The organism is Achromobacter sp. 10T422 (genome assembly GCF_056394065.1).
Genome location: NZ_JBFTHD010000001.1, coordinates 162,205 through 183,847, shown reverse-complemented (window position 1 = coordinate 183,847; position 21,643 = coordinate 162,205). Strand labels below are relative to the sequence as shown.

The following is a 21,643-nucleotide window of genomic DNA, read 5'->3' as shown; positions in this document are numbered from 1 at the left end:
ACCCCCGCCGGGGCCTGCTGATCGGCAGGCCCTAGTTCAACAGAGGCCGCAACGTCGGCCACACGTTGTCCAGCAATTGCGGCTGGGCATCCTCGTTCGGATGGATGCCGTCAGCCTGAAACATCGCCCGGTTCGTTGCGATACCTTCCATCAGGAAGGGCACGAGCCGGGCGTTTTCGTCTTTGGCGACCGCAGGGAACAGCTGGGCAAAGCGTTGCGTGTAATCGCGGCCATAGTTCGGCGGGATCTGCATGCCCACGATCAGCACTTGCGCGTCGGCCTGCTTGGCCGCTTGCGTCATGGCGCGCAGGTTCTGTTCGGTCATCGACAGCGACAGGCCGCGCAAGGCGTCATTCGATCCCAGTTCCAACACCACGACAGCCGGCGCATGTTGGCGCAGCAGCGCAGGCAAGCGCGCCACGCCGCCGCTGGTGGTATCGCCGCTGATGCTGGCGTTGACGACCTGGTACTTAGGGTATTGTTCGGAAACCCGAGCGGACAGCAACGGCACCCAACCCGTGCCGCGCTTGATGCCGTATTCGGCGGACAGGCTATCGCCCACCACCAGCACGGTGCGCGATGCGGAACCCTCGGCCGCCGCGGCGGTCTGAGCGTGGGCGGGAAGCACCGTGGCGGCAATCGCCAGGGCAGACGTAAGACGCAGAAGGGAAAATAGGCGCATGGATAGCAAGAATTCGATCGAGGTAAAAGGGCTGGGCAAGCGGGTAGCCGATGCCGGCGGGACGCTGTCTATCCTGGAAGGTATTGATTTTACGGTGCAGGCGGGCAGCGCCGTGGCCATCACCGGAAGCTCCGGTTCGGGCAAGTCCACGTTGTTGGGACTGCTGGCAGGTCTTGATGTTCCCAGCATGGGCAGCGTGCACCTGGCCGGGCAGGACTTGTTTGCCCTGGATGAAGACGGCCGGGCGCGGCTGCGCGCCAATCACGTCGGGTTTGTGTTCCAGTCATTTCAGCTCTTGCCCAACCTGACGGCACTTGAAAACGTCATGCTGCCGCTGGAGCTCGCGGGGCAGCCCGCGCGCGAAGCCGCGCAGGCCATGCTGGAACGTGTAGGCCTGGGCGCGCGGCTGCATCATTACCCGCGCACCTTGTCGGGCGGCGAGCAACAGCGCGTATCGCTTGCACGCGCCTTTGTCGTCCAACCCGATCTGTTGTTTGCCGATGAACCCACCGGCAGCCTGGATGCGGCCACCGGCGTCACGGTTATCGACCTGATGTTCGACCTGCACCGCGAGCACGGCACCACGCTGGTGCTCGTCACGCACGACCCGCAATTGGCCGCCCGTTGCGGGCGCCAACTGGTGCTGGCCGCGGGCCGGATGGTCCAGAACGACTGATGCGTGCTGGCCGGCCCGGCCTTGATTACTTCGACTTCGTCACTGCCTGGTTCCAGGCCGCAACCACCGCTTCATAATCGGTAGCGGCCGCTTCCTGGCTGACGGGGAAGATCTTCACTTTCGCCAGATCAGGCAGCGTGGTCAGGCTGGCCACGGCGACGTCCGTACGCGTGGGGCGCCGGAAGTTCTTCACCAACTGCGCTTCCTGCGATTCCTTGCTCAGCAGGCCGTCGTACAAGGCCTTGGCCGCGTCCAGGTTCTTTGCGCCCTTGATGATGAACATGCCTTCGGGCGCCAGGTAGCTGCCTTCGCTCGGGTAGACCAGCTTGATCTCTTTCTGGCCGCCCGCCACATATTCCTGCGCCGCATATTCCAGCGTCATGCCCACGGCGTATTCGCCTGCCGCCACGCCCTTGTAGGTGGTGCCGGACGATGCGGTGATGACGGCGTTTGCCGCGATCTTGTCCAGGCCTTCCTGGCCGAACTGCTTGTACAAGCCATACACCAGCATGTAGGCCGTGCCGCTCTTGGACGGGTCCGTGATGGCGAACTTGTTCTTCCATTGCGGCTGCATCAGGTCCGACCACGTGGCGGGCGCGGGCAGGCCTTTCAGCTGGCGCTCGTTCACCATCATCACCATGACGTGCACGTTCGTGCCCACCCACAGGTCGTCCGGGCCACGGAACTCGGCGGGGATCTTGTCCAGATCGGCAGGGCGATACGGTTGCAGGTGCTGGCGGTAGGCGCCCAGCGTGCCAAAGCCGCCGCTCCAGAACAAGTCGCCACGCGGGTTCTGCGATTCGGCTTCGATACGCTTCATCATCGTGCCCGTGCCGCCGGTGACGGGCTGCACGTTCAGCTTCGGCTGCGTCTTCTTCACCGCATCCAGCGCGGTCTCGATGGTTTCCGTGTTGTTCGACGAGTACAGCACGACGTTCTGGGCGTGGGCGGCGCCAGCGGCGAGCGAGGCGGCCAGGACGCTGGTCTGAATCAGGTGCTTGAGTTGCATGATGAGCCTTTGGGTCGAGAGGGTTATTTGCCGGAGAACAGCTTGATGCGGAATGCTTTGACCGACACGATGATGGGCAGCACGATCACCGTGACCAGCGCCGCGCCATAGGCCGAGGCCATGCCGAGCCTGCCGCCGTCAACCTGGCGGAAGATGGCGATGGGCATGGTTTCCAGGCCGCCGCTGTAGGCCACGATGGACGCCGACAGCTCGGAAATCGTGGTCAGCCACATCAGGATGGCGGCCGAGATGATCGACGCCTTCATGGCGGGCAGGATCACCTTGAAGAACGTCATCAGCGGCGATACGCCCAGGCTGATCGACGCTTCCTCGATGGAGTCGGGAATGTTGAACAGCACCGACGACGCGTTGCGCACCGCAAACGGCAGTCTGCGCACCGTGTAGCACAGCACCATGATTCCCGAGGTGCCCGCCAGCACCAGCCAGCCGGTGTTGAAGGTTTGCACCAGCGCAATGCCCAGCACCGTGCCGGAAATGGTCAGCGGCAGCACCACGATGTAGTCCAGCACCTGGGTAAAGGCGCTGCGCTTCTTGATGGTCAGATAGCTGACCAGCACCGCGAACGCGACACCCAGCACCGTCGCCAGCGAGGCGAACTTCAGCGAGTTCAAGATCGGTTCAGGCGCGCCATGCACCGCGCGCTGCATGCTGGCCAGCGACCATTGGCCCCATTGCATGACGGGTCCGCTGGTCTTCGTGAACGCGGCAATGAACACGATGATGAGCGGCAGCATCGACACCAGAATCACCAGGCCTACGCCGCCCGCATACAGCACGGCGGTCCATGACCGCACGCGCACCGCAGCCGGCGCCCGCCCTTGCGTCATGGTGTAGACCTTGCGTTCCACCACGCGCTTTTGAAAGAACAGCACGATGGCGACGATGGCGATCGACACCACCGACATCGCGCTTTGCAGCGTGGGGCTGCCGCCCATTTCGCTGACGAAGGTGTTGTACGTCATGACCGACAAGAGCGGCACGCGGCTGCCCAGCAGCATCGCCAGCGCAAAGTTGCCGACCACCAGCGTGAACACCACCAGCGCATTGACCAGCACGGCGGGCAGCAGCACCGGCACCAGCACGCGCAGCTTGGTCAAGAGCGGCGGGGTGCCCAGGCTTAAGCCCGCTTCTTCCAGCTGCCCGTCAAAGCCGCGCAGCGCGGCCAGCACGCCCAGATAGATGTACGTGTAGTAGACGAGCGTCATGGAAAACACCATGCCCGTCCAGCCATAGAACGACGGCAGCGAGATGCCGGCGTCGCCCAACAGATTGGTCAACAAGCCGTTGTTGCCCAGGATCAGCAGCCACGACTGGCCCACGATGATCTCGGGGATCACGATGGTCAGCACGGGCAGGATCGCCACCAGGTTCTTCAGCGGAAAGTCGTAGCGCGCCACCAGATACGCGAACGGCACGCCCACCAGCACGGTGCAGGTGGTAACCGCTAAGCCCAGGATCAGCGTATTGCCGAAGGCCTCCAGATATTGCGAATCGGCCAGCAGGGCTTTGAAGCCTTCCAGCGAAAAGCCGCCGTCCTGGCCGGTGATGCTGTTGCTGAACAGCACGCCCAGCGGATACAGCACGAAGAACAGCAGCAGCACCAGGCTGATTGCGGTCAGGATGCCCCAAGGCCACCATTTGATTTTCATGGCGTGCGTGTCCTCAGGCGTTGACGACGCGGCTGTCGGCGGGGATCAGCACCTGCACGGCTTCGCCCGGCTGGAACTGCGCCACCATGTTGCCCGCATGCAGCTCCACGCGAATCTCGGCGCCGTTGTCCAACAGGATGCGGTACGCGGTCTTGAAGCCCAGGTATTGGCGGCGCAGCACCTTGCCAGGCAGCGTGTTGGGCACGTAAGGCGCGGGCGACATCAGCGCCAGTTCCTCGGGCCGGGCAATCAGCACGCCATTGGCGTCCAGGCGCACGCTGCCTTGCACGCCATCAAACCCCAGACCGCACAATTCATAGCGCACATGCCCATCCGGCGCACCGGCAAGGCCCGTTTGCGCGGGCACGGGAATGACGTTGGCCGAACCAATGAAGTCGGCCACATACGCATTTACCGGCGTGCCGTACAGTTCTTCGGGCGTGCCCAACTGCGCGATGTTGCCGTGGTCCATGATGGCGATTCGGTCTGACATTGCCAGCGCCTCTTCCTGGTCGTGCGTGACGAACACGGTGGTGATGCCAGCTTCGCGCACCAGGTCCAGAATGACGTCGCGCATTTGCAGGCGCATCTTGGCGTCCAGGTTGGACAGCGGCTCATCCATCAGCAGCACGCGCGGCCGGATCACCAGTGCGCGCGCCAGCGCCACGCGTTGCCGCTGCCCGCCGCTCATCTGGGCGGGGTAGCGGTCAGCCAGCGCCAGCAGGCCCACGTTGTCCAGCGCTTCGTTAGTGCGGCGCATGAGCTCCGCACGCGCCACGCCGCGCGCCCGCAAGCCATACGCCACGTTGTCAAACGCGGTCTTGTCGGGGAAGAGGGCGTAGTCCTGGAACACCATGCCGATGTCACGGCGGTGCGCGGACACATGCGTCACGTCGTCCTGATCGAACAGCAGGCGGCCGCCATCCGGTGCGTAAAAACCCGCAATGCAACGCAGCAAGGTGGTCTTGCCGCAACCGCTGGGGCCAAGCAGCGTATAGAACGCGCCGTCGGGAATGTGCAGCGACAGATTGCGCAACACCTGCTGCCCGCCGAAAGTCTTGGCGATGCCGTCTACTGTGATCGATGCCATATTCAGTTCCTGCTTAGGTTCCCGGCATCATAGGAACGGCTGTTGCGGTCGACCAGCAGTGTTTTTTAAGACATGGCGTTAGATTTTCTAAGAGGTCGGCGCCGCCGCTATCCCCTAGAATGCGGCAGAACAGAATAGGGCAGGCGCGGACGGCATGGCCACGCTGCCCATACATAAATCACAAGGGTAAACGTGAATAAGAGCAGCACAGGCTTGCGCCGCGCCGGCGCACGGGCGGACGCGCGCTGAGATGGCGGGGCCGAGTCTGCCGCCATTGAAGGCGTTGCGCGTGTTTGAAGCGGCGGCGCGTTTGCGCAGCTTCACCGCCGCCGCCGACGAGCTGAGCATTACGCATAGCGCCGTCAGCCAGCAGATCCGCATTCTTGAAGAGTATGTGGGGCAGCCGCTGTTCGCGCGCGAAGCGCGAGGCGTTGCGCTGTTGCCGTGCGCGCAAGCGTACTTCCCGGAAGTGCAGGCCAGCCTGGAACGCATCGCTGCCGCCACCGCCGCTCTGAAGTCGCCCGCCTATGGGGGCGTGCTGCGCGTGTGCGCCACGCCGTCGCTGACCATGAAGTGGCTGATCCCGCGCCTGTCGACGTTCCAGGCGCAGCACCCTGGTATCGACGTGCAGCTCAGCACGCAGGCCCGTCCGTTTCTGGATCGTGGGGGTGACACCGGCAGCGATGTGCTCATCCGCCATGGCTTCATGGCGCACGCCGAACTGGCTTGCGTGCATTGCCTGGATGATTTCCATGTGCCGGTGGCGTCGCCGCGTTTCATTGAACGCAACCGGCTGAACACGCCGGCCGATTGTCTTGCGCATCCGTTATTGAAAATATCCGGCGGCATGGATCACTGGCCGCGCTGGTTTGCATTGGCCAAGGTGGATGTGCCGGCGCAATTGCCAGGGCCGGTCTTCGACCATCAATTTCTGTGCATGCAGGCCGCCATGAATGACCTGGGCATTGCGTTGGCGCCGTGGTGCTTGCTGGAAGACGATATTCGCGCGGACCGCCTGCGTCCGCTCTTTGCCCAGCCGCACCTGCCCAACGCCGGCATTCATGCGCTCTACCGGCAAGACGGCCCGGCGGCGGCGTCGGCGCAATTGTTCATCGCATGGCTGTGTGCGCAGCAGCACGGCCTGGCTCATCCCTGAAAGACAAAGGACTCCCCCATGTTTCCCTCTGCCATTCCCGGCGTGCAGTGGCGTGGCATCACGCCGCCGCTTGCATTGTCCGACTACGCCGTCATCGCCTTCGACATGGACTCCACGCTGATCTCCATCGAGACGCTGGACGAAATGGCCGACCTGATGGGCAAGAAGGCCGAAGTGGCTGCCCTGACCGAAGCCGCGATGCGTGGCGACATCGTCGACTACAAGCAAAGCCTGCGAGACCGCGTGGCGTTGCTGGCTGGTATGCCTGAAGCCTTGCTGGATGAGGTCTACGAACAGCGCGTGCGCATCAACCCAGGCGCTGAAACGTTGATCGCCGCATGCAAAGCGGCCGGCTTGACGTGCCTGCTCGTGACGGGCGGCTTCACGTGTTTCACCGACCGTTTGCGTGTGCGATTGGGCTTGGACGATGTACGCGCCAACGTGCTGGACATTGTCGACGGACGCTTGACGGGCAAGCTGTTGCCGCAAGCGTGGGGCGACATCTGCGACGGCGAGGAAAAGCGCCGCAAGTTGTTGGAAGTGTGCGCACAACGTGGCGTCGGGCCGGAACGCGCCATTGCCGTGGGCGATGGCGCGAACGATCTTCCCATGATGCGGGCAGCAGGTTTGTCCGTGGGTTATCACGCCAAACCGGCGGTGCGACAGGAAGTCAATGTCGCGATTGATGAAGGCGGACTGGATCAGCTGCTGGCGCTGATTCGGACAGAAGACGCAAAGTAAGCGGCGCTTTTAGATAAATTTCGGATTGATCCGAATAAAACTTGAGCGTAGTCTGATTGACATCGTTAGGTACGAAGGTTACGGCAAGGAGCGTTGATGGAAGCGGCACGGTCATGCCCGCCGTGCATGACTTAAGTTGTTCGCTAACCAGCCGTAATCACTAACAAGAAAGACATTTATTTGTGTCTTTCTGCCAACGACTGGGAGTGATCATGACTATTCGCGTCTCCGTTATTGCCGCCACGCTGTCTGTGTCGATGTGGGTTCCGCTGGCAGCGAATGCCGCGGGAGGCACCATCCGGTTCGTGGGCGCCATTGTTGAGCAGACCCGCTGTCAGGTGGGTACGACGGGCCTCTCCGCCCGGTCGATGCCTCAGGTGAATTGCGTGGCGCCCGCCGGCCAGCCGGCCTTGGTGCGTGACAATGTCGTCAAGGTCAGCACCAGAACCTTTACCCCCGAACCCGGCGCCAATGGCGCGCCCGAGCGGCAGCGCCGCGTGGTGACGCTGGAATATCTCTGATGCGGTAAATGCGGGGGGGGGGCAATCCCCCCGCTTGGCGCCAAGCGCTTAGATCAGGCCGCGAATTTCAACGGCCGGGTCCACATCGKCTTCGTAATCCACACCTTCAATTTCAAAGCCGAACAAGCGCAGAAAGTCCTGCTTGTAGCCGGCGAAATCGGTCAGCTGATAGATGTTGTCGCTGGTGACCTGGTTCCACAGCGCCTGCACTTGTTCCTGCACGCTCGGGTCCAGTTCCTTGTAGTCGGCGCGCAGGCGGCCGTCCGCATCCAGGATGGGCGTGTCGCTGCACAGGCTGTCTTTGTACAGGCCGTAGACCTGTTCAATGCAGCCTTCGTGCGTGCCTTGCGCCTTCATTACCTTGAACAGCAACGACAGGTACAACGGCATCATCGGGATGGCCGAGCTGGCTTGCGTGACCACGGCTTTCAGCACCGACACGCGCGCGTCGCCGCCGCGTGCAGCCAGCTTGGCGCGGATGTCCAGCACCTTCTGGTCCAGGTCTTTCTTGGCGGCGCCGATCGAGCCATTCCAATAGATGTCGTGCGTGATCTTTTCGCCCAGGTACGTGAAGGCGGTGGTGGTGGCGCCTTCGGCCAGCACGCCGGCTTCAAGCAACGCGTCGATCCACATTTGCCAGTCTTCGCCGCCCATGACGGCAACGGTGGCGTCGATCTCGGCTTGCGTGGCCGGTTCCAGCACAGACTCTTTCACCACTTCGCGGTCGGTGTCCAGGCCGCGCAGGTTCACGGCGTGGCCGATGGGTTTCAGCGTGGAATTGAAGACCTGGCCCGTAGTCGGGTGCGTGCGGCGCGGCGCGGCCAGGCTGTAGATCACCTGGTCAACCTGGCCCAGATCCGCCTTGATGGCGGCAATGGTCTTTTGCTTGATCTCATCAGAGAAGGCGTCGCCGTTGATGCTCTTGGCATACAGGCCGGCGGCGTCGGCCGCGCGATGGAAGGCKGCGCTGTTGTACCAGCCGGGCGTGCCCGCCTTGGTGGCTTCGGCCGGGCGTTCGAAGAACACGCCCAGCGTTTGTGCGCCACAGCCGAACGCTGCGCTGATGCGCGCCGCCAAGCCATATCCGGTCGACGCGCCCAACACCAGCACGCGCTTGGGGCCGCCGGCTATCGGACCTTGCGCCTTGACGTAGTCGATCTGGTTGTTGACATTGGCTTCGCAGCCGACGGGATGGGTGGTGACGCAGATGAAGCCGCGCACACGGGGCTTGATGATCATGAAGACCTCGCTCGGGGAATTGCCAGATGCCGGGAACGCCCATGCGCGGATGCGCAAAAAGCGACGAGCATTGTACGGGAGGCCGCCCGAGCGCGCTGGCGCGTCCGCCCGTAGCGGGGCGCCGTGGATTCAGCGGGCGGCTTGCCGTGCGATGGCCGCACCGCTTGCCAGGCTGCGGCGCCATTCCACCAGACCAATGCCGATGCCGCTGGCGCAGATGATGGCGATGCCCAGCCAGGTCAGCGGGTCAGGGAAATGGCCCCAGACCAGCCAGCCCACGGATGTCGCGCTGATGATCTGCAAGTAGATGAAGGGCGCCAGCGTGGAGGCGGGTGCGCGCCGGTAGGCGGCGATCTGGAACAGATGCCCGACGCCGCCCGTGACGCCGGTAGAGATCAGCAGGAACCAATCGAAGGCGGACAAGGATTGCAGCACCGGTAACGCGCCGGGCAGCACGAAGGGCAGGGTAAGCGTCAGGCAGGCTGTGCCCACCGCGCCGCTCCAGATCAGCGACGTGAACGGATCGTCGCCCGCGACCCGTCGCGTCGCAATGAATTGCGCGGCGAAGCAACAGGCCGTCAGCAGCCCGAAAATGGTGCCAATAGGATGCAGGCCGCCGCCCGGCCGGATGACGATGATCACGCCAATGAACGCAATGCCGGCCGCGACGAAGCGCGACAATCGGGCGGGCTCTTTCAACACCCAGGGCGCCAGCGACAGCACCAGCAGCGGCGCCAGAAAGTTGATGGCCGTGGCCTCGGCCTGCGGAATGTAGCTAAGCGTGGTGAAGAACATCAGCGTGGCCAGGAACATCGAGCCGCCGCGTATCAGTTGTTCGCGCGGGCGATTGCTGCGCAGCACGCTCACGCCTTTGGCGGGCAGTACCAGCGCCAGCACCAGAATCAAATGCACCACGTATCGGAACCAGGACAGCACCAGCAGCGGCACCCCTGCGTTCATCACCCATTTCCCGCTGGCGTCCAGGCACGACAGCGTCCACATCGATAGCACCAGCAGCAAAATTCCGACGAGCGGACCGCGGGTGGCGGGCGCGGCGGCTTGCGGGCGACCGGGGGACATGGACAAGCTCCTGGATGGGGGGATGGGCGGCTGCCATAATACGCCCATCGCGCAGGGGAAACAGACCAATCAATGATCGAATTACGCAACATCGAGACTTTTTTCTGGGTCGCCCGCCTGGGCAGCTTCCGCGCGGCCTCGGATAAGCTCAACACCACGCAACCCGCGGTGTCGCAGCGTATTGCCTCGCTTGAGGCCGATCTGGGCGTGTTGCTGTTCGAACGCGAGGCGCGCGGCGTCAAACTGACGGCCAAGGGTCACGAGCTTCTGTCCCACGCCGAACGCATGCTGCAAGTGCGGCGCGATATGTTCGAAGCGGCCCGCGAACAAAACGTCATGACAGGCACGGTGCGTATTGGTGTGGCGGAAACCATCGTGCAGACGTGGCTGCCCGCATTGATTGAATTGATTCACTCCACCTATCCGGCGCTGGTGCTGGAAATTGAAGTGGACACCACGCATGTGCTGCGCCCGCACCTGATGGCGCGTCAGATTGACCTGGCCTTCCTGATGGGGCCGGTGCTTGAGGCGCGCGTGGAAAACCTGCCGCTGTGCAGCTATCCGCTGGCCTGGGTCGCCAGCCCCGCGCTGGACCTGGGCCCTGAACCCTTGACGCTTGAACGTATCGGCAAGCTGCCCATCATCACGTACCCGTCCAACAGCGCGCCGTACCGGGTCGTGCGTGACATGCTGACGCGCGCGGGCGTGACGTCGCCGCGCATGTATGGCAGCGCGTCGATGTCGATGGTGGTGCGTATGACGCAAGACTGCATCGGCACCAGCGTCATCGCGCCGGTGTTTCTGGGCAAGGAACTTGCGCGGGGCGAACTGCGCATCCTGCAAGTTCAGGCCGACCCCTTGCCCGAGCTGAATTTCACGGCGACGTGGGTGCAAGGGCCAGACAGCCATGCGGTTCGGATCATTGCGCAGATGGCGCAGAAGGTCGCGGCGCAGGCCGAAGGCGGCATTCCGCTCTAGGTGTTTTCCCCTGGCCGGGGGCCGTCGCAGGTTCAAATCAGTCGGGCAGCACCGTCGCGAACAGCCGTGTCAGCTGCCTGCAAACCCGCGCCAATGCTGGGTATTGCGAAATTTCTCCCCGCCTGTCCGGCGAGACCCAAGAAAAATTTATACCCCCACATCGCAACTAACGATTGGACGCTGGCCGCCCCTGACGATGCAATGGCGTCATATCAATAAGTAGCGCCTGGATACACAGTGCGGGGGAAAAAACATGAATTGGCCAACGCTTGACTCCCGTCCCTGAATCCCACATTCCACCCGCGTGCGACCAGGATAACGGGAACCCGCGCGCGATAGACCATCCCGCCAGCCAGGAGTTTTGTCCATGAAGAAGTCTCTTGTTTTCGCCGCCGTCGCTGCCAGCTTGTTGGCCGGCGCCGTCCACGCACAAGATCTGCCCAAGACCCACTTGAAGGTCGTGGGCGGCCTGTCCAACTTGACCGCGTACAACGACTACGAAAAGCCGTTCTGGACCAAGACCATTCCTGAGCTGTCCAAGGGTCAGGTCACGGCCGACATCAAGGGCTTCAACGAAATGGGCCTGAAGGGGCCGGAGCTGCTGCGCCTGATGTCGCAAGGCGTGGTCGAATTCGGCACCGCCACCTTGTCGTACTTCGCCAGCGACAACCCCATCAACGAAGCCATCGACCTGGCCGGCCTGGCGCCGGACGTCAAGACCGCGCGCGMCGTCACCGATGCATTCGAACCCGTCTACGCCAAGCTCTACGGCGAAGGCAACAACGTCAAGCTGCTGGGCATTTCGACCTATCCCGCGCAAGTGCTGTTCTGCAATGCAGACATCAAGGGCCTGGCCGACATCAAGGGCAAGAAGGTTCGCACCAGCAGCCGCACCACCGCCGAATTCGTTGAAGCGCTGGGCGGTTCCAGCGTGACGATGGCCTTCGGTGAAGTGGTGCCGGCCTTGCAGAACAAGGTGGTGGATTGCGCCATCACGGGTTCGCTGTCGGGCTATTCGGCCAAGTGGTACGAAGTGTCCACGCACCTGGTTGCGCTGCCGATCAACTGGAACCAGCAGATCCACGCCGTCAACCAGAAGGCCTGGGACAAGCTGGACCCCGCCGTGCGCACGTTCCTGCAAGCCAACGTGAAGACGCTGGTCGACAACATCTGGGAAGGCGCCGCGCGCCAGACGCAGGAAGGCTATGACTGCAACACGGGCGCTGCCGCTTGCCCGTTCCCGGTCAAGGGCAAGATGGTTCTGGTTCAGCCGTCGGACGCCGACCGTGCGCTGTTGAAGAAGATTGCCAACGAAGCCGTGCTGCCGAAGTGGGCCGCCCGTTGCTCGGCCCAGTGCGTGAAAGACTTCAACGCCACCATTGGCAAGACGCTGGGCCTGACCGCCAGCAAGTAAGCGTCACAGCGCGCCGCCGCCTTTTGCGGCGGCGCGTTGTCTGGCTTGTCATTAGGGGCGTATGTCCAATTATGGGCTTATGTCCAATTCCGGGCTTATGTCCGCAGAGGTTCCACTCATGACCCAAACCGAACACTTCCGCCTGCTGGGCGGCCTGTTGCGGCGCGCCGAGAGTTTTTCGCGCGCAGCCGTCTGGGCCGGCGGCGCCTTGACGGTGGCCAGCGTGCTGCTGATCTCCTTTGACGTTCTGGCCCGCAAATTCCTGGGCTTCAACACCGGCGGCGCGGACGAATTGTCCAGCTACGCCTTCGCCATCAGTACCTCGTGGGCCTTGGCGTTCGCCACCTTGCAGCGCGCCAACGTGCGCGTTGACGTGCTTTACCAATATTTGCCGGTGCGCCTGTCGGCCGTGCTGGATTGGATTTCCATGGTGGCCATGGCCGTCTTCATGGTGTTCCTGACCTACTACGCCTACGACGTGGTGCAAACCTCATGGATGCAGAAGTCCGCGGCCAACACGCCGCTTGCGACCCCGTTGTGGATTCCGCAGGGCTTGTGGATGCTGGGCCTGGCCTGGATGTGCATCACCGTGGCGTTGATGCTGGCGCGTGCGTCGGCCGCGCTGGTCACGGGTGACATCGAACTGGTCAAGCAAATCTGCGGCGTGCGTTCCGCGCAGGAAGAAGCTGACGAAGAAGCCGCCGCAGGCGAGCGCATGGTGAAGGGAGAAGCGGCATGATTTCCACCGCATTGACGTTGTTGCTGGTGCTGATCGGCCTGTCCATTCCCGTGGGCGCGGCGCTTGGCGTGTTGGGTCTGATCCTGGACCCGCTGTTCTCGATGCTGCCGCTGTCGCGCGCCATCGGTGAAATTTCCTGGAGCTCGAATAACGAGTTCCTGCTGGTGGCGATTCCGCTGTTCATCATGCTGGGTGAAGTGCTGCTGCGCGCAGGCTTCGCTGAACGTATGTACAGCGCGATGAGCCTGTGGCTGTCGTGGCTGCCGGGCGGGCTGATGCACGCCAACATCGGCGCTTCGACGCTGTTCTCGGCCACCTCCGGTTCCAGCGTGGCCACTGCGGCCACGGTGGGTACCGTCGCCATTCCGCAGATCCGCAAGTATGGCTACAACGAGCCGCTGTTCCTGGGCAGTTTGGCCGCGGGCGGCACGCTGGGCATCCTGATTCCGCCGTCGATCAACCTGGTCATCTATGGCGTGCTGACGAACTCGTCGGTGCCCAAGCTGTACCTGGCGGGCATCATCCCCGGCTTTGCCATGGCCGCGTTGTTCATGTTGACGGTCGTTGTCGCTTGCGTGGCCAAGCCGTCCTGGGGCGGCAAGAAGATTCATGCGACGTGGGGCCAACGCTTCGCCAGCCTGGTGCACTTGGCGCCGCCGATGGGCATTTTCTTCCTGGTCGTGGGCTCCATCTACGCGGGCCTGGCCACGCCGACGGAAGCGGCCGCGTTGGGCGTGTTGGGCGCGTTCATCCTGGCGGCCTGGTTCCGGCGCTTGACCTGGAACATGCTGCGCGAAGTAATGGAAGGCACGATGCGTTCCACGGCGATGATCATGCTGATCGTCATCGCGGCCAGCTTCCTGAACTTTGTCATGTCGGCCACCGGCCTGACGGATGCGCTGACGCAATCCATCACCGGCCTGGGCCTGTCGCCGGGCTGGATGCTGCTGATCGTGGTGATCTTCTATCTGGTGCTGGGCTGCTTCATGGAAACGCTGTCCATGATGATCACGACGATTCCCATCGTTGCGCCCATCATGATCGGCCTGGGCTATGACCCGATCTGGCTCGGCATCGTGATCATCGTGTTGGTGGAAGCCGCCCTGATTACCCCGCCCGTGGGTCTGAACCTGTTCGTGGTGCAGAGCCTGCGCAAGAGCGGCTCCATGAGCGCCGTCATTGTGGGCAGCCTACCGTTCGTGGGCGCCATGTTCGTGATGCTGGCTTTGCTGGCGTTCTGGCCCGACATCGCGCTGTGGCTGCCGCGCGCGTTTGGCTGAGCTTCATTTGCTTGATTTGGGTGCGGCCCCATGCGGCCGCACCGTTTTCCACCCGTAAATTCGCAGGACTGATATGAAAGCCGTATTCAATCTCAACGACGCCAATCCCCGCCAAGTGGAAGTGGACTTCAACACGCTGATCGTGGCCGGCTGGGCCGGTCGCGACATCGCCGCCATCGAGCACCACATCGAAGAACTGGCCGCCATTGGCGTGCCGCGTCCCACCAGCGTGCCGCTGTACTACCGCATCGCCGACAACCAGCTGACGCAAGCCGAGCACGTGCAAGCGGTGGGCGAAGAGTCGTCGGGCGAAGTGGAAACCTTTGTGTTCGCGGTGGACGGCGAAATGTACGTCAGCATCGCGTCCGACCACACCGACCGCAAGCTGGAGACGGTCAGCGTCGCCATGTCCAAGCAGGTTTGCGTGAAGCCGGTCGCGACCGAAGCCTGGCGTTTGGCCGACGTGGCCGACTACTGGGACGAATTGGTCATCCGTTCGTACATTGTTGAAAACGGCGAAAAGGTCTTGTACCAGGAAGGCCCGCTGTCCACGTTGCGCACGCCGCAAGACCTGATCGCTGGCTACACCGGCGGCGCAGCGGTTCTGCCGCAAGGCGCGGGCATGACGTGCGGCACCGTGGGCGCCATTGGCGGCATCCGCGCCGCGGCTGATTTCACGATGGAACTGTTCGATCCGCGCCTCCAACGCACGATCAGCCACCGCTATCATGTGGAATCGCTGCCTGTCGTGGCCTGATTCTGATCACGCACGGCATTGAACACCCGGCGCGTTCCCATGGGGCGCGCCTGTTCGCACTTTTACGCCGCAAGTCGGCACGAGGACAATGATGGTTTCGACCTTGAATGAACTGACCTTGGCCCTGAGCGAGGGCCGCGCGAGCTCCGTCGAGCTGACCGAAGCTGCGCTGGCGCGCGCACAAGACGCAGCGGGCGAGGGCGCCCGCGTGTTCACCAAGCTGTACGCCGAGTCGGCGTTGGCTCAGGCGCGCGCTTCCGACACCCTGCGCGCGGCCGGCATCGTCCGTTCGGCGGTGGAAGGCTTGCCGATCAGCATCAAGGACTTGTTCGACATCGAAGGCGAAACCACCATGGCCGGTTCGGTCGCCCGCGAAGGCGAACCGGCGGCGGATGCCAATGCCGAAGTCGTGCAGCGTTTGATCGCCGCGGGCGCCGTCATCATCGGCCGCACCAACATGACCGAATTCGCGTATTCGGGCCTGGGCATCAACCCGCACTACGGCACGCCGCTCAATCCTTATGACCGCAAGACCGGCCGAATTCCTGGCGGTTCGTCCTCGGGCGCCGCAGTGTCTGTCGCCGACGGCATGGCCGCGGCCGGCATCGGTTCGGATACGGGCGGTTCGGTGCGCATTCCGGCCGCGCTGTGCGGCTTGACGGGTTTCAAGCCCAGCGCATGGCGCGTGTCCATGACGGGTGTGCTGCCCTTGTCGGCCAACCTGGATTCCATCGGCCCCATCGCCGCCAGCGTGCGCTGCTGCGCCGAGCTGGACGCCATTCTGTCGGGCGACGGCGGCCCGGTGCCGGAAGCCATGCCGCTGCGCGGCCTGCGCCTGGCAGTGCCGACCACGCTGGCGCTGGACGCCATGGAAAAGCACGTTGCGGACACCTTCGCCGCCACGGTCGCGCGCTTGAAGGAAGCGGGCGCGCTGGTGGATGAAATCGCCATCCCCGAATTCGCCGAGCTGGGCAGCATCAACAGCAAGGGCGGCTTCACCGCTGCGGAAGCGTGGGCCTGGCATCGCGGCCTGATCGCGCGCGCCGGCAAGCGCTACGACCCCCGCGTGGTGTCGCGCATCATGCGCGGCCAGGACATGAGCGCCGCCGACTATCTGGACTTGCTTGACGCACGCGAAGCGTGGGTGGCGGCGGTGGATCACCGCATTGCCGGCTACGATGCCCTGATCATGCCGACGACGCCCATCGTGGCGCCGGCGGTGGCGGATTTGGCCGCATCCGATGACGCCTACTACGCCGCCAACGGCCTGATCCTGCGCAACCCCACGCTGATCAACTTCCTGGATGGTTGCGCCTTGTCGTTGCCGTGCCATGCCGAAGGCACCGCGCCGGTCGGTCTGATGATCGCCGCCAGCAATGGCGCCGACCGCCGCGTCCTGGCCATTGGCCAGGCAGTGGAAGACCTGCTGGCCGCACGTTAAAAGGAATGTCATGGTGTCCGCCAACGTCGTACGCAATAGTGTTGAGCTGGCCCGCCAAGCGCGTCTGGACGCGCGCAGCGGGCTGCTGACCGGACCCACCGCGAATCTGGCTCCCGGGCATGTGCAGGCCAATCTGGCGATTCTGCCGCGCGCGCTCGCGGCAGATTTCCTGCACTTCTGCCAGCGCAACCCGAAGCCATGCCCGTTGTTGGCGATGTCTGAACCCGGCAACCCGGCGCTGCCGGAGCTGGGCGCTGACATCGATATCCGTACCGATATCCCGCGCTATCGCGTCTGGAAGGATGGCGAGCTCATCGCCGAGCCTACGGACGTGCGGGATATCTGGCGTGATGACTTGGTGTCGTTCCTGATCGGCTGCTCGTTCTCGTTTGAAGAAGCGATGCTGGACAACGGCCTGCCGGTGCGCCACATCGAGCAGGGCAGCAACGTGCCCATGTACCGCACCAACATCCCCACGCACCCCGCTGGCGCCTTCAGCGGCCCGCTGGTGGTGTCGATGCGACCGTTGAAGGCGGCGGATGCCATCCGCGCCATTCAGGTCACGTCGCGATTTCCGTCTGTGCACGGCGCGCCGGTACACATCGGCGACCCGTCACTGATCGGCATTGCGGATATCAATCGCCCCGACTACGGGGATGCGGTTGAGATCCGGCCGGGCGAAATGCCGGTGTTCTGGGCCTGCGGCGTCACGCCGCAATCGGTGGTGGCGTCGGTGCGCCCGGACTTCTGCATCACGCATGCGCCGGGCCACATGCTGGTGACAGACCTCATCAACAGCCGCATGGCGATGCTGTAGAAAGCAAAAAGCCCATCGCAAACACGATGGGCTTTTTTTTACGCGGCGGGGGTTCGCCGCAATGCGTGCAGGTCTTAGAAGATGTGGCGGAAGCCCACGGCTGCGCCGACCTGGTTGCTCTTGCCGGCGATTTCGCCKCTGGCGGCATCGCTGACCTTGTTCCAGTCCACGGTGCCATAGACTTGCGAACGCTTGGACAGCGAGTACTCGGCCACGGCAACCAGCGCGTAGCGCTTGCCCTTGTCGCCGTCGGTGACCACGTTCTTGCTTTGGTCGTAGTAACCGGCGCCGGTGATGGCCCAGCGCGGGGTGGCTTGCCACGTCACGCCGGCGAAATAGCCGTTGTCTTTGCGGTCCAGGCTGGCGGTGGTGGTGCCGCCCATGACGGCGTTGACCCAACCCGTTTCGTCGCGGCCGTTGTAGTAGCCGGCGAACACCTTGGCGCTATCGAACTGGTAGGACGCGTTCAAGTTCCAGACGCGCTGGCGCAGGTCGGAATTGCCGCCGTCATAGGTCTGCTGGTACGCCGCGCCCAGGCCGAGCTTGCCGACCATGTAGCGCAGGCTGGCGCCGTATTGCTGGCCGGCCTTGTGGTCTTCCCAGCTTTCGCCGTTCGCCCACGACAACGCCAGCGACAGGTCGCCAATGGTGTTGGCGTACTTGGTCATGTTGTTGGTGCGCACGCGCGACATGGCGGCGGGCAGCCAGGCGTTCTGGTCGTAGTTGCCGACGGTCAGCGGGTCGAAGTAGTCGGCCAGCAGGTCGAACATCGGCGTGTTCTGCAGACCCAAGGTCAACTGGCCGATGTTGCCGCCGTCCAGGCCAACGTAGGCCAGGCGGCCAAACGTCTTGCCGGTGGCCGACGAATTGCCGTTCTGCATGTTGAAGCCGTTTTCCAGGCGGAAGAAGGCACGGTTGCCGTTGCCCAGGTCTTCCGAGCCGCGCAGGCCCCAACGGCTGTTGGAGATAGCACCGTTTTCCATCGAGACGCGGCTGCCGTCCTGGCCAACGCTGCCGGCGCTGGTGCTCAGGTAGCGGATGCTGACGTCGGCAATGCCGTAGAGCGTGACGCTGGTTTCGGCGGAAGCGGCGCCGGCTGCCAAGCCGAGACCGGCTGCGGCGAGCGTAAGGGTGATGCGTTTCACTGAGGACTCCTCCTGTGTAGCTGTTTTTGGTTGCTCCAGGCTTGTGGCCCGGTCTGTTGCGCCTGGCGGATCGTCGGACGCTGGGCCTTTGCACCGACGCTTTGAATAAGCGAGGGGTCCGGAGCGTAGGCCCAATAGCGGTAATTGCAGGGTCGACTGCGCCAAAGTGGTGCAACGGATTAGCGCCAGGGGATTCTAAAAAAGTTACGGGTTGTGTAGTACCAATTTGTTTTTGGCGTTTTCCCTGGTTTACAGATCCTCAAAACCGCGTCGTGTGCGGAACAATGGCGCGATTGTTCCAAAAAAAACCCCGGTCCAGGACCGGGGTTTGTGGGTGTTGCCCAAGCGCTTTACAGCGTCATGTGCAAAGGCAGCCACGTTGCAATGCCGGGCACCACATAGAGCAGCAGCACGGCAAGAATCATCAGGAAAAACATGGGCAGCGAGGCGCGCGCAATGTAAGGCAGCTCGCGTCCGCTCATGCCCGACAGCACGAACAGGTTGAAGCCAACCGGCGGCGTGATCTGTGCCATTTCCACCACGAAAACGATGAAGATGCCGAACCAGATCAGGTCGATACCGGCCGCTTGCACGGTCGGCAGCAGCACGCCCATGGTCAGCACGACAATCGAAATGCCATCCAGGAAGCAGCCCAGCACGATGAAGAACACCATCAGCGCCATGATCAGGCCGAACTGCGACAAGCCCAGTCCGCCGATCCATTCCGCCAGCGCGCGCGGCAGGCCGATATAGCCCATCGCCAGCGTCAGGAACTGCGCACCCGCCAGAATCAGCGCAATCATGCAGTACAGGCGCGTCGCGCCCAGCAGCGATTGTTTGAACGTTGAGAGGTTCAGCGAGCCTTGCAGGCCGGACAGGATCAGCGCACCCACCACACCCACCGCCGCCGCTTCCGTGGCGGTGGCGATACCGGTATAGATGGAACCCAGCACGGCGCCAATCAGCAGCATCACGGGAATCAGGTGCCGCGATTGCGACAGCTTCTGCATGAACGACATGCCGGGGTCCGCCTTCGGCACCTGGCCAGGGTTGCGGATCGCCCACCACGCGATATAGCCCATGAACAGCAAGGCAAGCAGAATGCCCGGCACGATGCCGGCGATGAAGAGCTTGGCAATCGACACGTCTGCCGCCACGCCGTAGACGATCATGATGATCGATGGCGGAATCAGCAGGCCCAGCGTACCGGCGCCCGACAGCGTGCCCAGGATCTTGTCCTCGGGGTAGCCACGGCGCGTCAGTTCGGGGATGGTCATCTTGCCAACCGTTGCGCAGGTGGCGGCTGACGAGCCCGACACGGCCGCAAAAATGGCGCAGCCGATCACGTTCGTGTGCAGCAGCCGGCCCGGCAGGCGGTTCAGCCAGGGCGCCAGGCCCTTGAACAGATCCTCTGACAAGCGGGTGCGGAACAGGATTTCGCCCATCCACAGGAACAAGGGAAGGGCGGTCAGCGTCCAGCTGGACGACGCGCCCCAGATCGTGACGGCCATGGCGTCGCCCGCCGGGCGGCTGGAGAAAATCTCCATGCCGATCCAGGCCGTGCCTGCCAGCGTCAGGCCAACCCAGACTCCGCAGCCCAGCAGCGCAAAGATCGAGACGACCAATAGGGTAATGACGAGAAGTTCATTCATGGGTTTGCTGCGAAGTAGCGGCGGACAGGCCGCGCGAACGCCGGACCAGTTCGTCGATAAGAGCGATCAGGAACAAGACCGTACCCACCGCCATCGTGATCTGGGGAATCCAGAGCGGGGTGGCGTCGTTGGACGTGGAGATGTCGTTGAACAGCCAGGAGTCATACGTCAGCTTGACGCTGAAGAAGGCGAAGGCGGCGGCGAGCAGGCAGCCGACCGCCAAGGCGAAAATGTCCAGCCGGCGGCTGCCAGCGGGGGACAGCGAATTCAACAGCAGCGTCACGCGGATGTGTTCGCCGTGCTTGAACGTGCTGGCCAGCGCCAGGAAGCCTGCGGCGGCCATGAAGTACCCGGCGTAGGCGTCGGTGCCCGGAATATTGAAGCTGAGCTGGCGGGCGATGATCGCCGCCAGCACCGACACCAGCACGCCAATCGTGCACAAGCCGGCCAACAGGCCGGCCGCGCCGTAAAGACCATCTAGAAAGCGGCGCATGGCGATATCACTGCTTCTTATAGGCGTCGATCATGGCTTGGCCGTCGGCGCCCGCCTTCTTCAGCCAGTCTTCAAGCATGCGCTTGCCGATAACCGACAGGCCTTCCTTCAATTCCACGGTGGGCTTGATGGTTTCCATGCCGTTCTTGGCCAGCTCTTCCTGATACCACTTGTTCTTTTCCTGCGACAGCTTCCAGCCGCGTTCCTCGGCTTGCGCACCGGCCTTCTTCAAGGCGGCTTGGGTCGCGGGGTCCAGCGCATCGAAGGCCTTCTTGTTCACGATGATGGCGTTCTTGGGCAGCCAGGCCTGCGTGTCGTAGAACTTCTTGATGTATTCGTAGGTCTTGGTGTCGTAGCCGGTGGAGGCCGACGACATGTACGAGTCGATCACGCCCGTTGCCAGCGCCTGCGCCAATTCAGCCTGCTGCACCGTCACCGGTTGCGCGCCGACCAGTTCGGCAATCTTGGCCGTGACGGGGCTGTACGCGCGCCACTTCAGGCCCTTCATGTCGCTGATCTGCTTGATGTCCTTGTTGGCGAAAATGCCTTGGGGCGGCCACGCCACGGCGTACAGCAGCGTCATGCCTTGCGAGGCCAGCTTCTTTTCCAGGAACGGCTTTTGCGCTTGATACAACTTGAACGACGCTTCGTAGCCGGTGGCCAGGAAGGGCAGGCCGTCCAATTCGTAGATCGGGTCTTCGTTGGCGAAGTTGGTCAGCAGGATTTCGCCGATCTGCGCCTGGTTGCCTTGCACGGCGCGCTTGATTTCCGGCGCCTTGTACAAGGACGCGTTGTTGTGCAGCTGAATCTTCAGCTTGCCTTCAGACAGCGTGTCGACGTCCTTGATGAAGGTCGTCAGGTTCTCAACGTGGAAGTTGCTTGCCGGGTAGGCACTGGGCAGATCCCATTTGGTTTGAGCCTGTGCGCCCGCGCTGAACGCCAGGATGATGCTGCCAGCCAGCAGCGAGATTTTCTTGTACATGGATGGGTCCTTCTTTGCGAATGATGAAGACGGGTTGTGCCCGATAGGCATTGCGAAAGAGACTGCTGCGCGCGTGACGCG

Annotated in this window: 21 protein-coding genes; 11 read left to right on the top strand and 10 right to left on the bottom strand. The window is 63.2% G+C overall.

The window, feature by feature from the left end; translation table 11 throughout:
• Positions 1-31: 31 nt before the first annotated feature.
• Positions 32-682, bottom strand: a complete 651-nt coding sequence (locus AC1DB0_RS00750; RefSeq protein WP_054421810.1) for an arylesterase — start codon at positions 680-682, stop codon at positions 32-34.
• Between AC1DB0_RS00750 and AC1DB0_RS00745 the strand changes: the two genes are divergently transcribed.
• Complete coding sequence (locus tag AC1DB0_RS00745; protein WP_054421812.1) at positions 681-1,358, top strand: ABC transporter ATP-binding protein; 678 nt, start codon at positions 681-683, stop codon at positions 1,356-1,358. The genes AC1DB0_RS00750 and AC1DB0_RS00745 overlap by 2 nt on opposite strands.
• 25 nt (positions 1,359-1,383) lie before the next feature.
• Here AC1DB0_RS00745 and AC1DB0_RS00740 read toward each other — a convergent pair whose 3' ends face one another.
• Genes AC1DB0_RS00740 through AC1DB0_RS00730 form a run of 3 tightly spaced genes read right to left on the bottom strand, consistent with a single transcriptional unit; the run spans position 1,384 to position 5,127 of the window.
• Positions 1,384-2,367, bottom strand: coding sequence for an ABC transporter substrate-binding protein (locus AC1DB0_RS00740; RefSeq protein ID WP_427951124.1), 984 nt, complete (start codon positions 2,365-2,367; stop codon positions 1,384-1,386).
• A gap of 23 nt (positions 2,368-2,390) precedes the next feature.
• Positions 2,391-4,037, bottom strand: coding sequence for an ABC transporter permease (locus AC1DB0_RS00735; protein ID WP_054421815.1), 1,647 nt, complete (start codon positions 4,035-4,037; stop codon positions 2,391-2,393).
• A gap of 13 nt (positions 4,038-4,050) precedes the next feature.
• A complete protein-coding gene (locus AC1DB0_RS00730) occupies positions 4,051-5,127 on the bottom strand; it encodes an ABC transporter ATP-binding protein (protein ID WP_476756800.1) in 1,077 nt (358 codons plus the stop codon).
• Between the two features lie 250 nt (positions 5,128-5,377).
• Between AC1DB0_RS00730 and AC1DB0_RS00725 the strand changes: the two genes are divergently transcribed.
• The 3 genes from AC1DB0_RS00725 (at position 5,378) to AC1DB0_RS00715 (ending at position 7,545) form a co-directional block, all read left to right on the top strand.
• Positions 5,378-6,283 (top strand): LysR substrate-binding domain-containing protein, encoded by a 906-nt coding sequence (locus tag AC1DB0_RS00725; protein ID WP_054421819.1) that lies wholly within the window; start codon positions 5,378-5,380, stop codon positions 6,281-6,283.
• Between the two features lie 18 nt (positions 6,284-6,301).
• A complete protein-coding gene (serB, locus tag AC1DB0_RS00720; RefSeq protein WP_175169030.1) occupies positions 6,302-7,024 on the top strand; it encodes a phosphoserine phosphatase SerB in 723 nt (240 codons plus the stop codon).
• 212 nt (positions 7,025-7,236) lie between these two features.
• Positions 7,237-7,545 (top strand): hypothetical protein, encoded by a 309-nt coding sequence (locus tag AC1DB0_RS00715; protein WP_175169029.1) that lies wholly within the window; start codon positions 7,237-7,239, stop codon positions 7,543-7,545.
• A 48-nt stretch (positions 7,546-7,593) separates the two neighbouring features.
• Here the strand turns inward: AC1DB0_RS00715 and fabV are convergent, their stop codons facing one another.
• Positions 7,594-8,784: an enoyl-ACP reductase FabV gene (gene fabV, locus AC1DB0_RS00710; protein ID WP_476758572.1), complete on the bottom strand. Its 1,191-nt coding sequence runs from the start codon at positions 8,782-8,784 to the stop codon at positions 7,594-7,596.
• Between the two features lie 129 nt (positions 8,785-8,913).
• Positions 8,914-9,864 carry a DMT family transporter gene (locus AC1DB0_RS00705; RefSeq protein ID WP_054421824.1) on the bottom strand — a complete coding sequence of 317 codons (951 nt, stop codon included), beginning with the start codon at positions 9,862-9,864 and terminating at the stop codon, positions 8,914-8,916.
• Positions 9,865-9,936: 72 nt separating this feature from the next.
• Between AC1DB0_RS00705 and AC1DB0_RS00700 the strand changes: the two genes are divergently transcribed.
• The 7 genes from AC1DB0_RS00700 (at position 9,937) to AC1DB0_RS00670 (ending at position 17,290) form a co-directional block, all read left to right on the top strand.
• Positions 9,937-10,842 carry a LysR family transcriptional regulator gene (locus AC1DB0_RS00700; protein WP_054421826.1) on the top strand — a complete coding sequence of 302 codons (906 nt, stop codon included), beginning with the start codon at positions 9,937-9,939 and terminating at the stop codon, positions 10,840-10,842.
• A gap of 367 nt (positions 10,843-11,209) precedes the next feature.
• Positions 11,210-12,256 (top strand): TRAP transporter substrate-binding protein, encoded by a 1,047-nt coding sequence (locus AC1DB0_RS00695; RefSeq protein ID WP_476758571.1) that lies wholly within the window; start codon positions 11,210-11,212, stop codon positions 12,254-12,256.
• A 118-nt stretch (positions 12,257-12,374) separates the two neighbouring features.
• A complete protein-coding gene (locus tag AC1DB0_RS00690) occupies positions 12,375-12,995 on the top strand; it encodes a TRAP transporter small permease subunit (RefSeq protein ID WP_054421830.1) in 621 nt (206 codons plus the stop codon).
• Positions 12,992-14,275 (top strand): TRAP transporter large permease, encoded by a 1,284-nt coding sequence (locus tag AC1DB0_RS00685; RefSeq protein ID WP_054421833.1) that lies wholly within the window; start codon positions 12,992-12,994, stop codon positions 14,273-14,275. The genes AC1DB0_RS00690 and AC1DB0_RS00685 overlap by 4 nt, the downstream gene beginning before the upstream one ends.
• A 73-nt stretch (positions 14,276-14,348) precedes the next feature.
• The gene (locus tag AC1DB0_RS00680; protein WP_054421836.1) at positions 14,349-15,032 is read left to right on the top strand and encodes a DUF2848 domain-containing protein; all 684 of its coding nucleotides are present in this window, start codon (positions 14,349-14,351) and stop codon (positions 15,030-15,032) included.
• 91 nt (positions 15,033-15,123) lie between these two features.
• Entirely contained in the window at positions 15,124-16,473 is a 1,350-nt protein-coding gene (locus tag AC1DB0_RS00675) for an amidase (protein WP_054422412.1), read from the top strand.
• A gap of 10 nt (positions 16,474-16,483) precedes the next feature.
• Positions 16,484-17,290 carry a putative hydro-lyase gene (locus tag AC1DB0_RS00670; RefSeq protein WP_054421838.1) on the top strand — a complete coding sequence of 269 codons (807 nt, stop codon included), beginning with the start codon at positions 16,484-16,486 and terminating at the stop codon, positions 17,288-17,290.
• Between the two features lie 74 nt (positions 17,291-17,364).
• On the opposite strand, the gene AC1DB0_RS00665 is transcribed toward AC1DB0_RS00670, so the two are convergent.
• From AC1DB0_RS00665 to AC1DB0_RS00650, 4 genes are all read right to left on the bottom strand, one after another.
• Entirely contained in the window at positions 17,365-18,435 is a 1,071-nt protein-coding gene (locus AC1DB0_RS00665; protein ID WP_476758570.1) for a porin, read from the bottom strand.
• Positions 18,436-18,785: 350 nt separating this feature from the next.
• Entirely contained in the window at positions 18,786-20,087 is a 1,302-nt protein-coding gene (locus tag AC1DB0_RS00660) for a TRAP transporter large permease (protein WP_054421841.1), read from the bottom strand.
• Positions 20,080-20,580 carry a TRAP transporter small permease gene (locus tag AC1DB0_RS00655; protein ID WP_054421843.1) on the bottom strand — a complete coding sequence of 167 codons (501 nt, stop codon included), beginning with the start codon at positions 20,578-20,580 and terminating at the stop codon, positions 20,080-20,082. The genes AC1DB0_RS00660 and AC1DB0_RS00655 overlap by 8 nt, the downstream gene beginning before the upstream one ends.
• 7 nt (positions 20,581-20,587) lie before the next feature.
• Positions 20,588-21,562 carry a TRAP transporter substrate-binding protein gene (locus tag AC1DB0_RS00650; protein ID WP_342065958.1) on the bottom strand — a complete coding sequence of 325 codons (975 nt, stop codon included), beginning with the start codon at positions 21,560-21,562 and terminating at the stop codon, positions 20,588-20,590.
• Positions 21,563-21,643: the final 81 nt, after the last annotated feature.

What these genes read in the sequence shown, in the direction of transcription:
- AC1DB0_RS00730 (WP_476756800.1), bottom strand. Translation starts at nt 5,127, where the DNA reads ATGGCATCGATCACAGTAGACGGCATCGCCAAGACTTTCGGCGGGCAG.
- serB (WP_175169030.1), top strand. Translation starts at nt 6,302, where the DNA reads ATGTTTCCCTCTGCCATTCCCGGCGTGCAGTGGCGTGGCATCACGCCG.
- AC1DB0_RS00680 (WP_054421836.1), top strand. Translation starts at nt 14,349, where the DNA reads ATGAAAGCCGTATTCAATCTCAACGACGCCAATCCCCGCCAAGTGGAA.
- AC1DB0_RS00685 (WP_054421833.1), top strand. Translation starts at nt 12,992, where the DNA reads ATGATTTCCACCGCATTGACGTTGTTGCTGGTGCTGATCGGCCTGTCC.
- AC1DB0_RS00670 (WP_054421838.1), top strand. Translation starts at nt 16,484, where the DNA reads ATGGTGTCCGCCAACGTCGTACGCAATAGTGTTGAGCTGGCCCGCCAA.
- AC1DB0_RS00750 (WP_054421810.1), bottom strand. Translation starts at nt 682, where the DNA reads ATGCGCCTATTTTCCCTTCTGCGTCTTACGTCTGCCCTGGCGATTGCC.
- AC1DB0_RS00715 (WP_175169029.1), top strand. Translation starts at nt 7,237, where the DNA reads ATGACTATTCGCGTCTCCGTTATTGCCGCCACGCTGTCTGTGTCGATG.
- AC1DB0_RS00660 (WP_054421841.1), bottom strand. Translation starts at nt 20,087, where the DNA reads ATGAATGAACTTCTCGTCATTACCCTATTGGTCGTCTCGATCTTTGCG.
- AC1DB0_RS00655 (WP_054421843.1), bottom strand. Translation starts at nt 20,580, where the DNA reads ATGCGCCGCTTTCTAGATGGTCTTTACGGCGCGGCCGGCCTGTTGGCC.
- AC1DB0_RS00725 (WP_054421819.1), top strand. Translation starts at nt 5,378, where the DNA reads ATGGCGGGGCCGAGTCTGCCGCCATTGAAGGCGTTGCGCGTGTTTGAA.
- AC1DB0_RS00700 (WP_054421826.1), top strand. Translation starts at nt 9,937, where the DNA reads ATGATCGAATTACGCAACATCGAGACTTTTTTCTGGGTCGCCCGCCTG.
- AC1DB0_RS00650 (WP_342065958.1), bottom strand. Translation starts at nt 21,562, where the DNA reads ATGTACAAGAAAATCTCGCTGCTGGCTGGCAGCATCATCCTGGCGTTC.
- AC1DB0_RS00735 (WP_054421815.1), bottom strand. Translation starts at nt 4,037, where the DNA reads ATGAAAATCAAATGGTGGCCTTGGGGCATCCTGACCGCAATCAGCCTG.
- AC1DB0_RS00745 (WP_054421812.1), top strand. Translation starts at nt 681, where the DNA reads ATGGATAGCAAGAATTCGATCGAGGTAAAAGGGCTGGGCAAGCGGGTA.
- AC1DB0_RS00675 (WP_054422412.1), top strand. Translation starts at nt 15,124, where the DNA reads ATGGTTTCGACCTTGAATGAACTGACCTTGGCCCTGAGCGAGGGCCGC.
- AC1DB0_RS00705 (WP_054421824.1), bottom strand. Translation starts at nt 9,864, where the DNA reads ATGTCCCCCGGTCGCCCGCAAGCCGCCGCGCCCGCCACCCGCGGTCCG.
- AC1DB0_RS00740 (WP_427951124.1), bottom strand. Translation starts at nt 2,367, where the DNA reads ATGCAACTCAAGCACCTGATTCAGACCAGCGTCCTGGCCGCCTCGCTC.
- AC1DB0_RS00690 (WP_054421830.1), top strand. Translation starts at nt 12,375, where the DNA reads ATGACCCAAACCGAACACTTCCGCCTGCTGGGCGGCCTGTTGCGGCGC.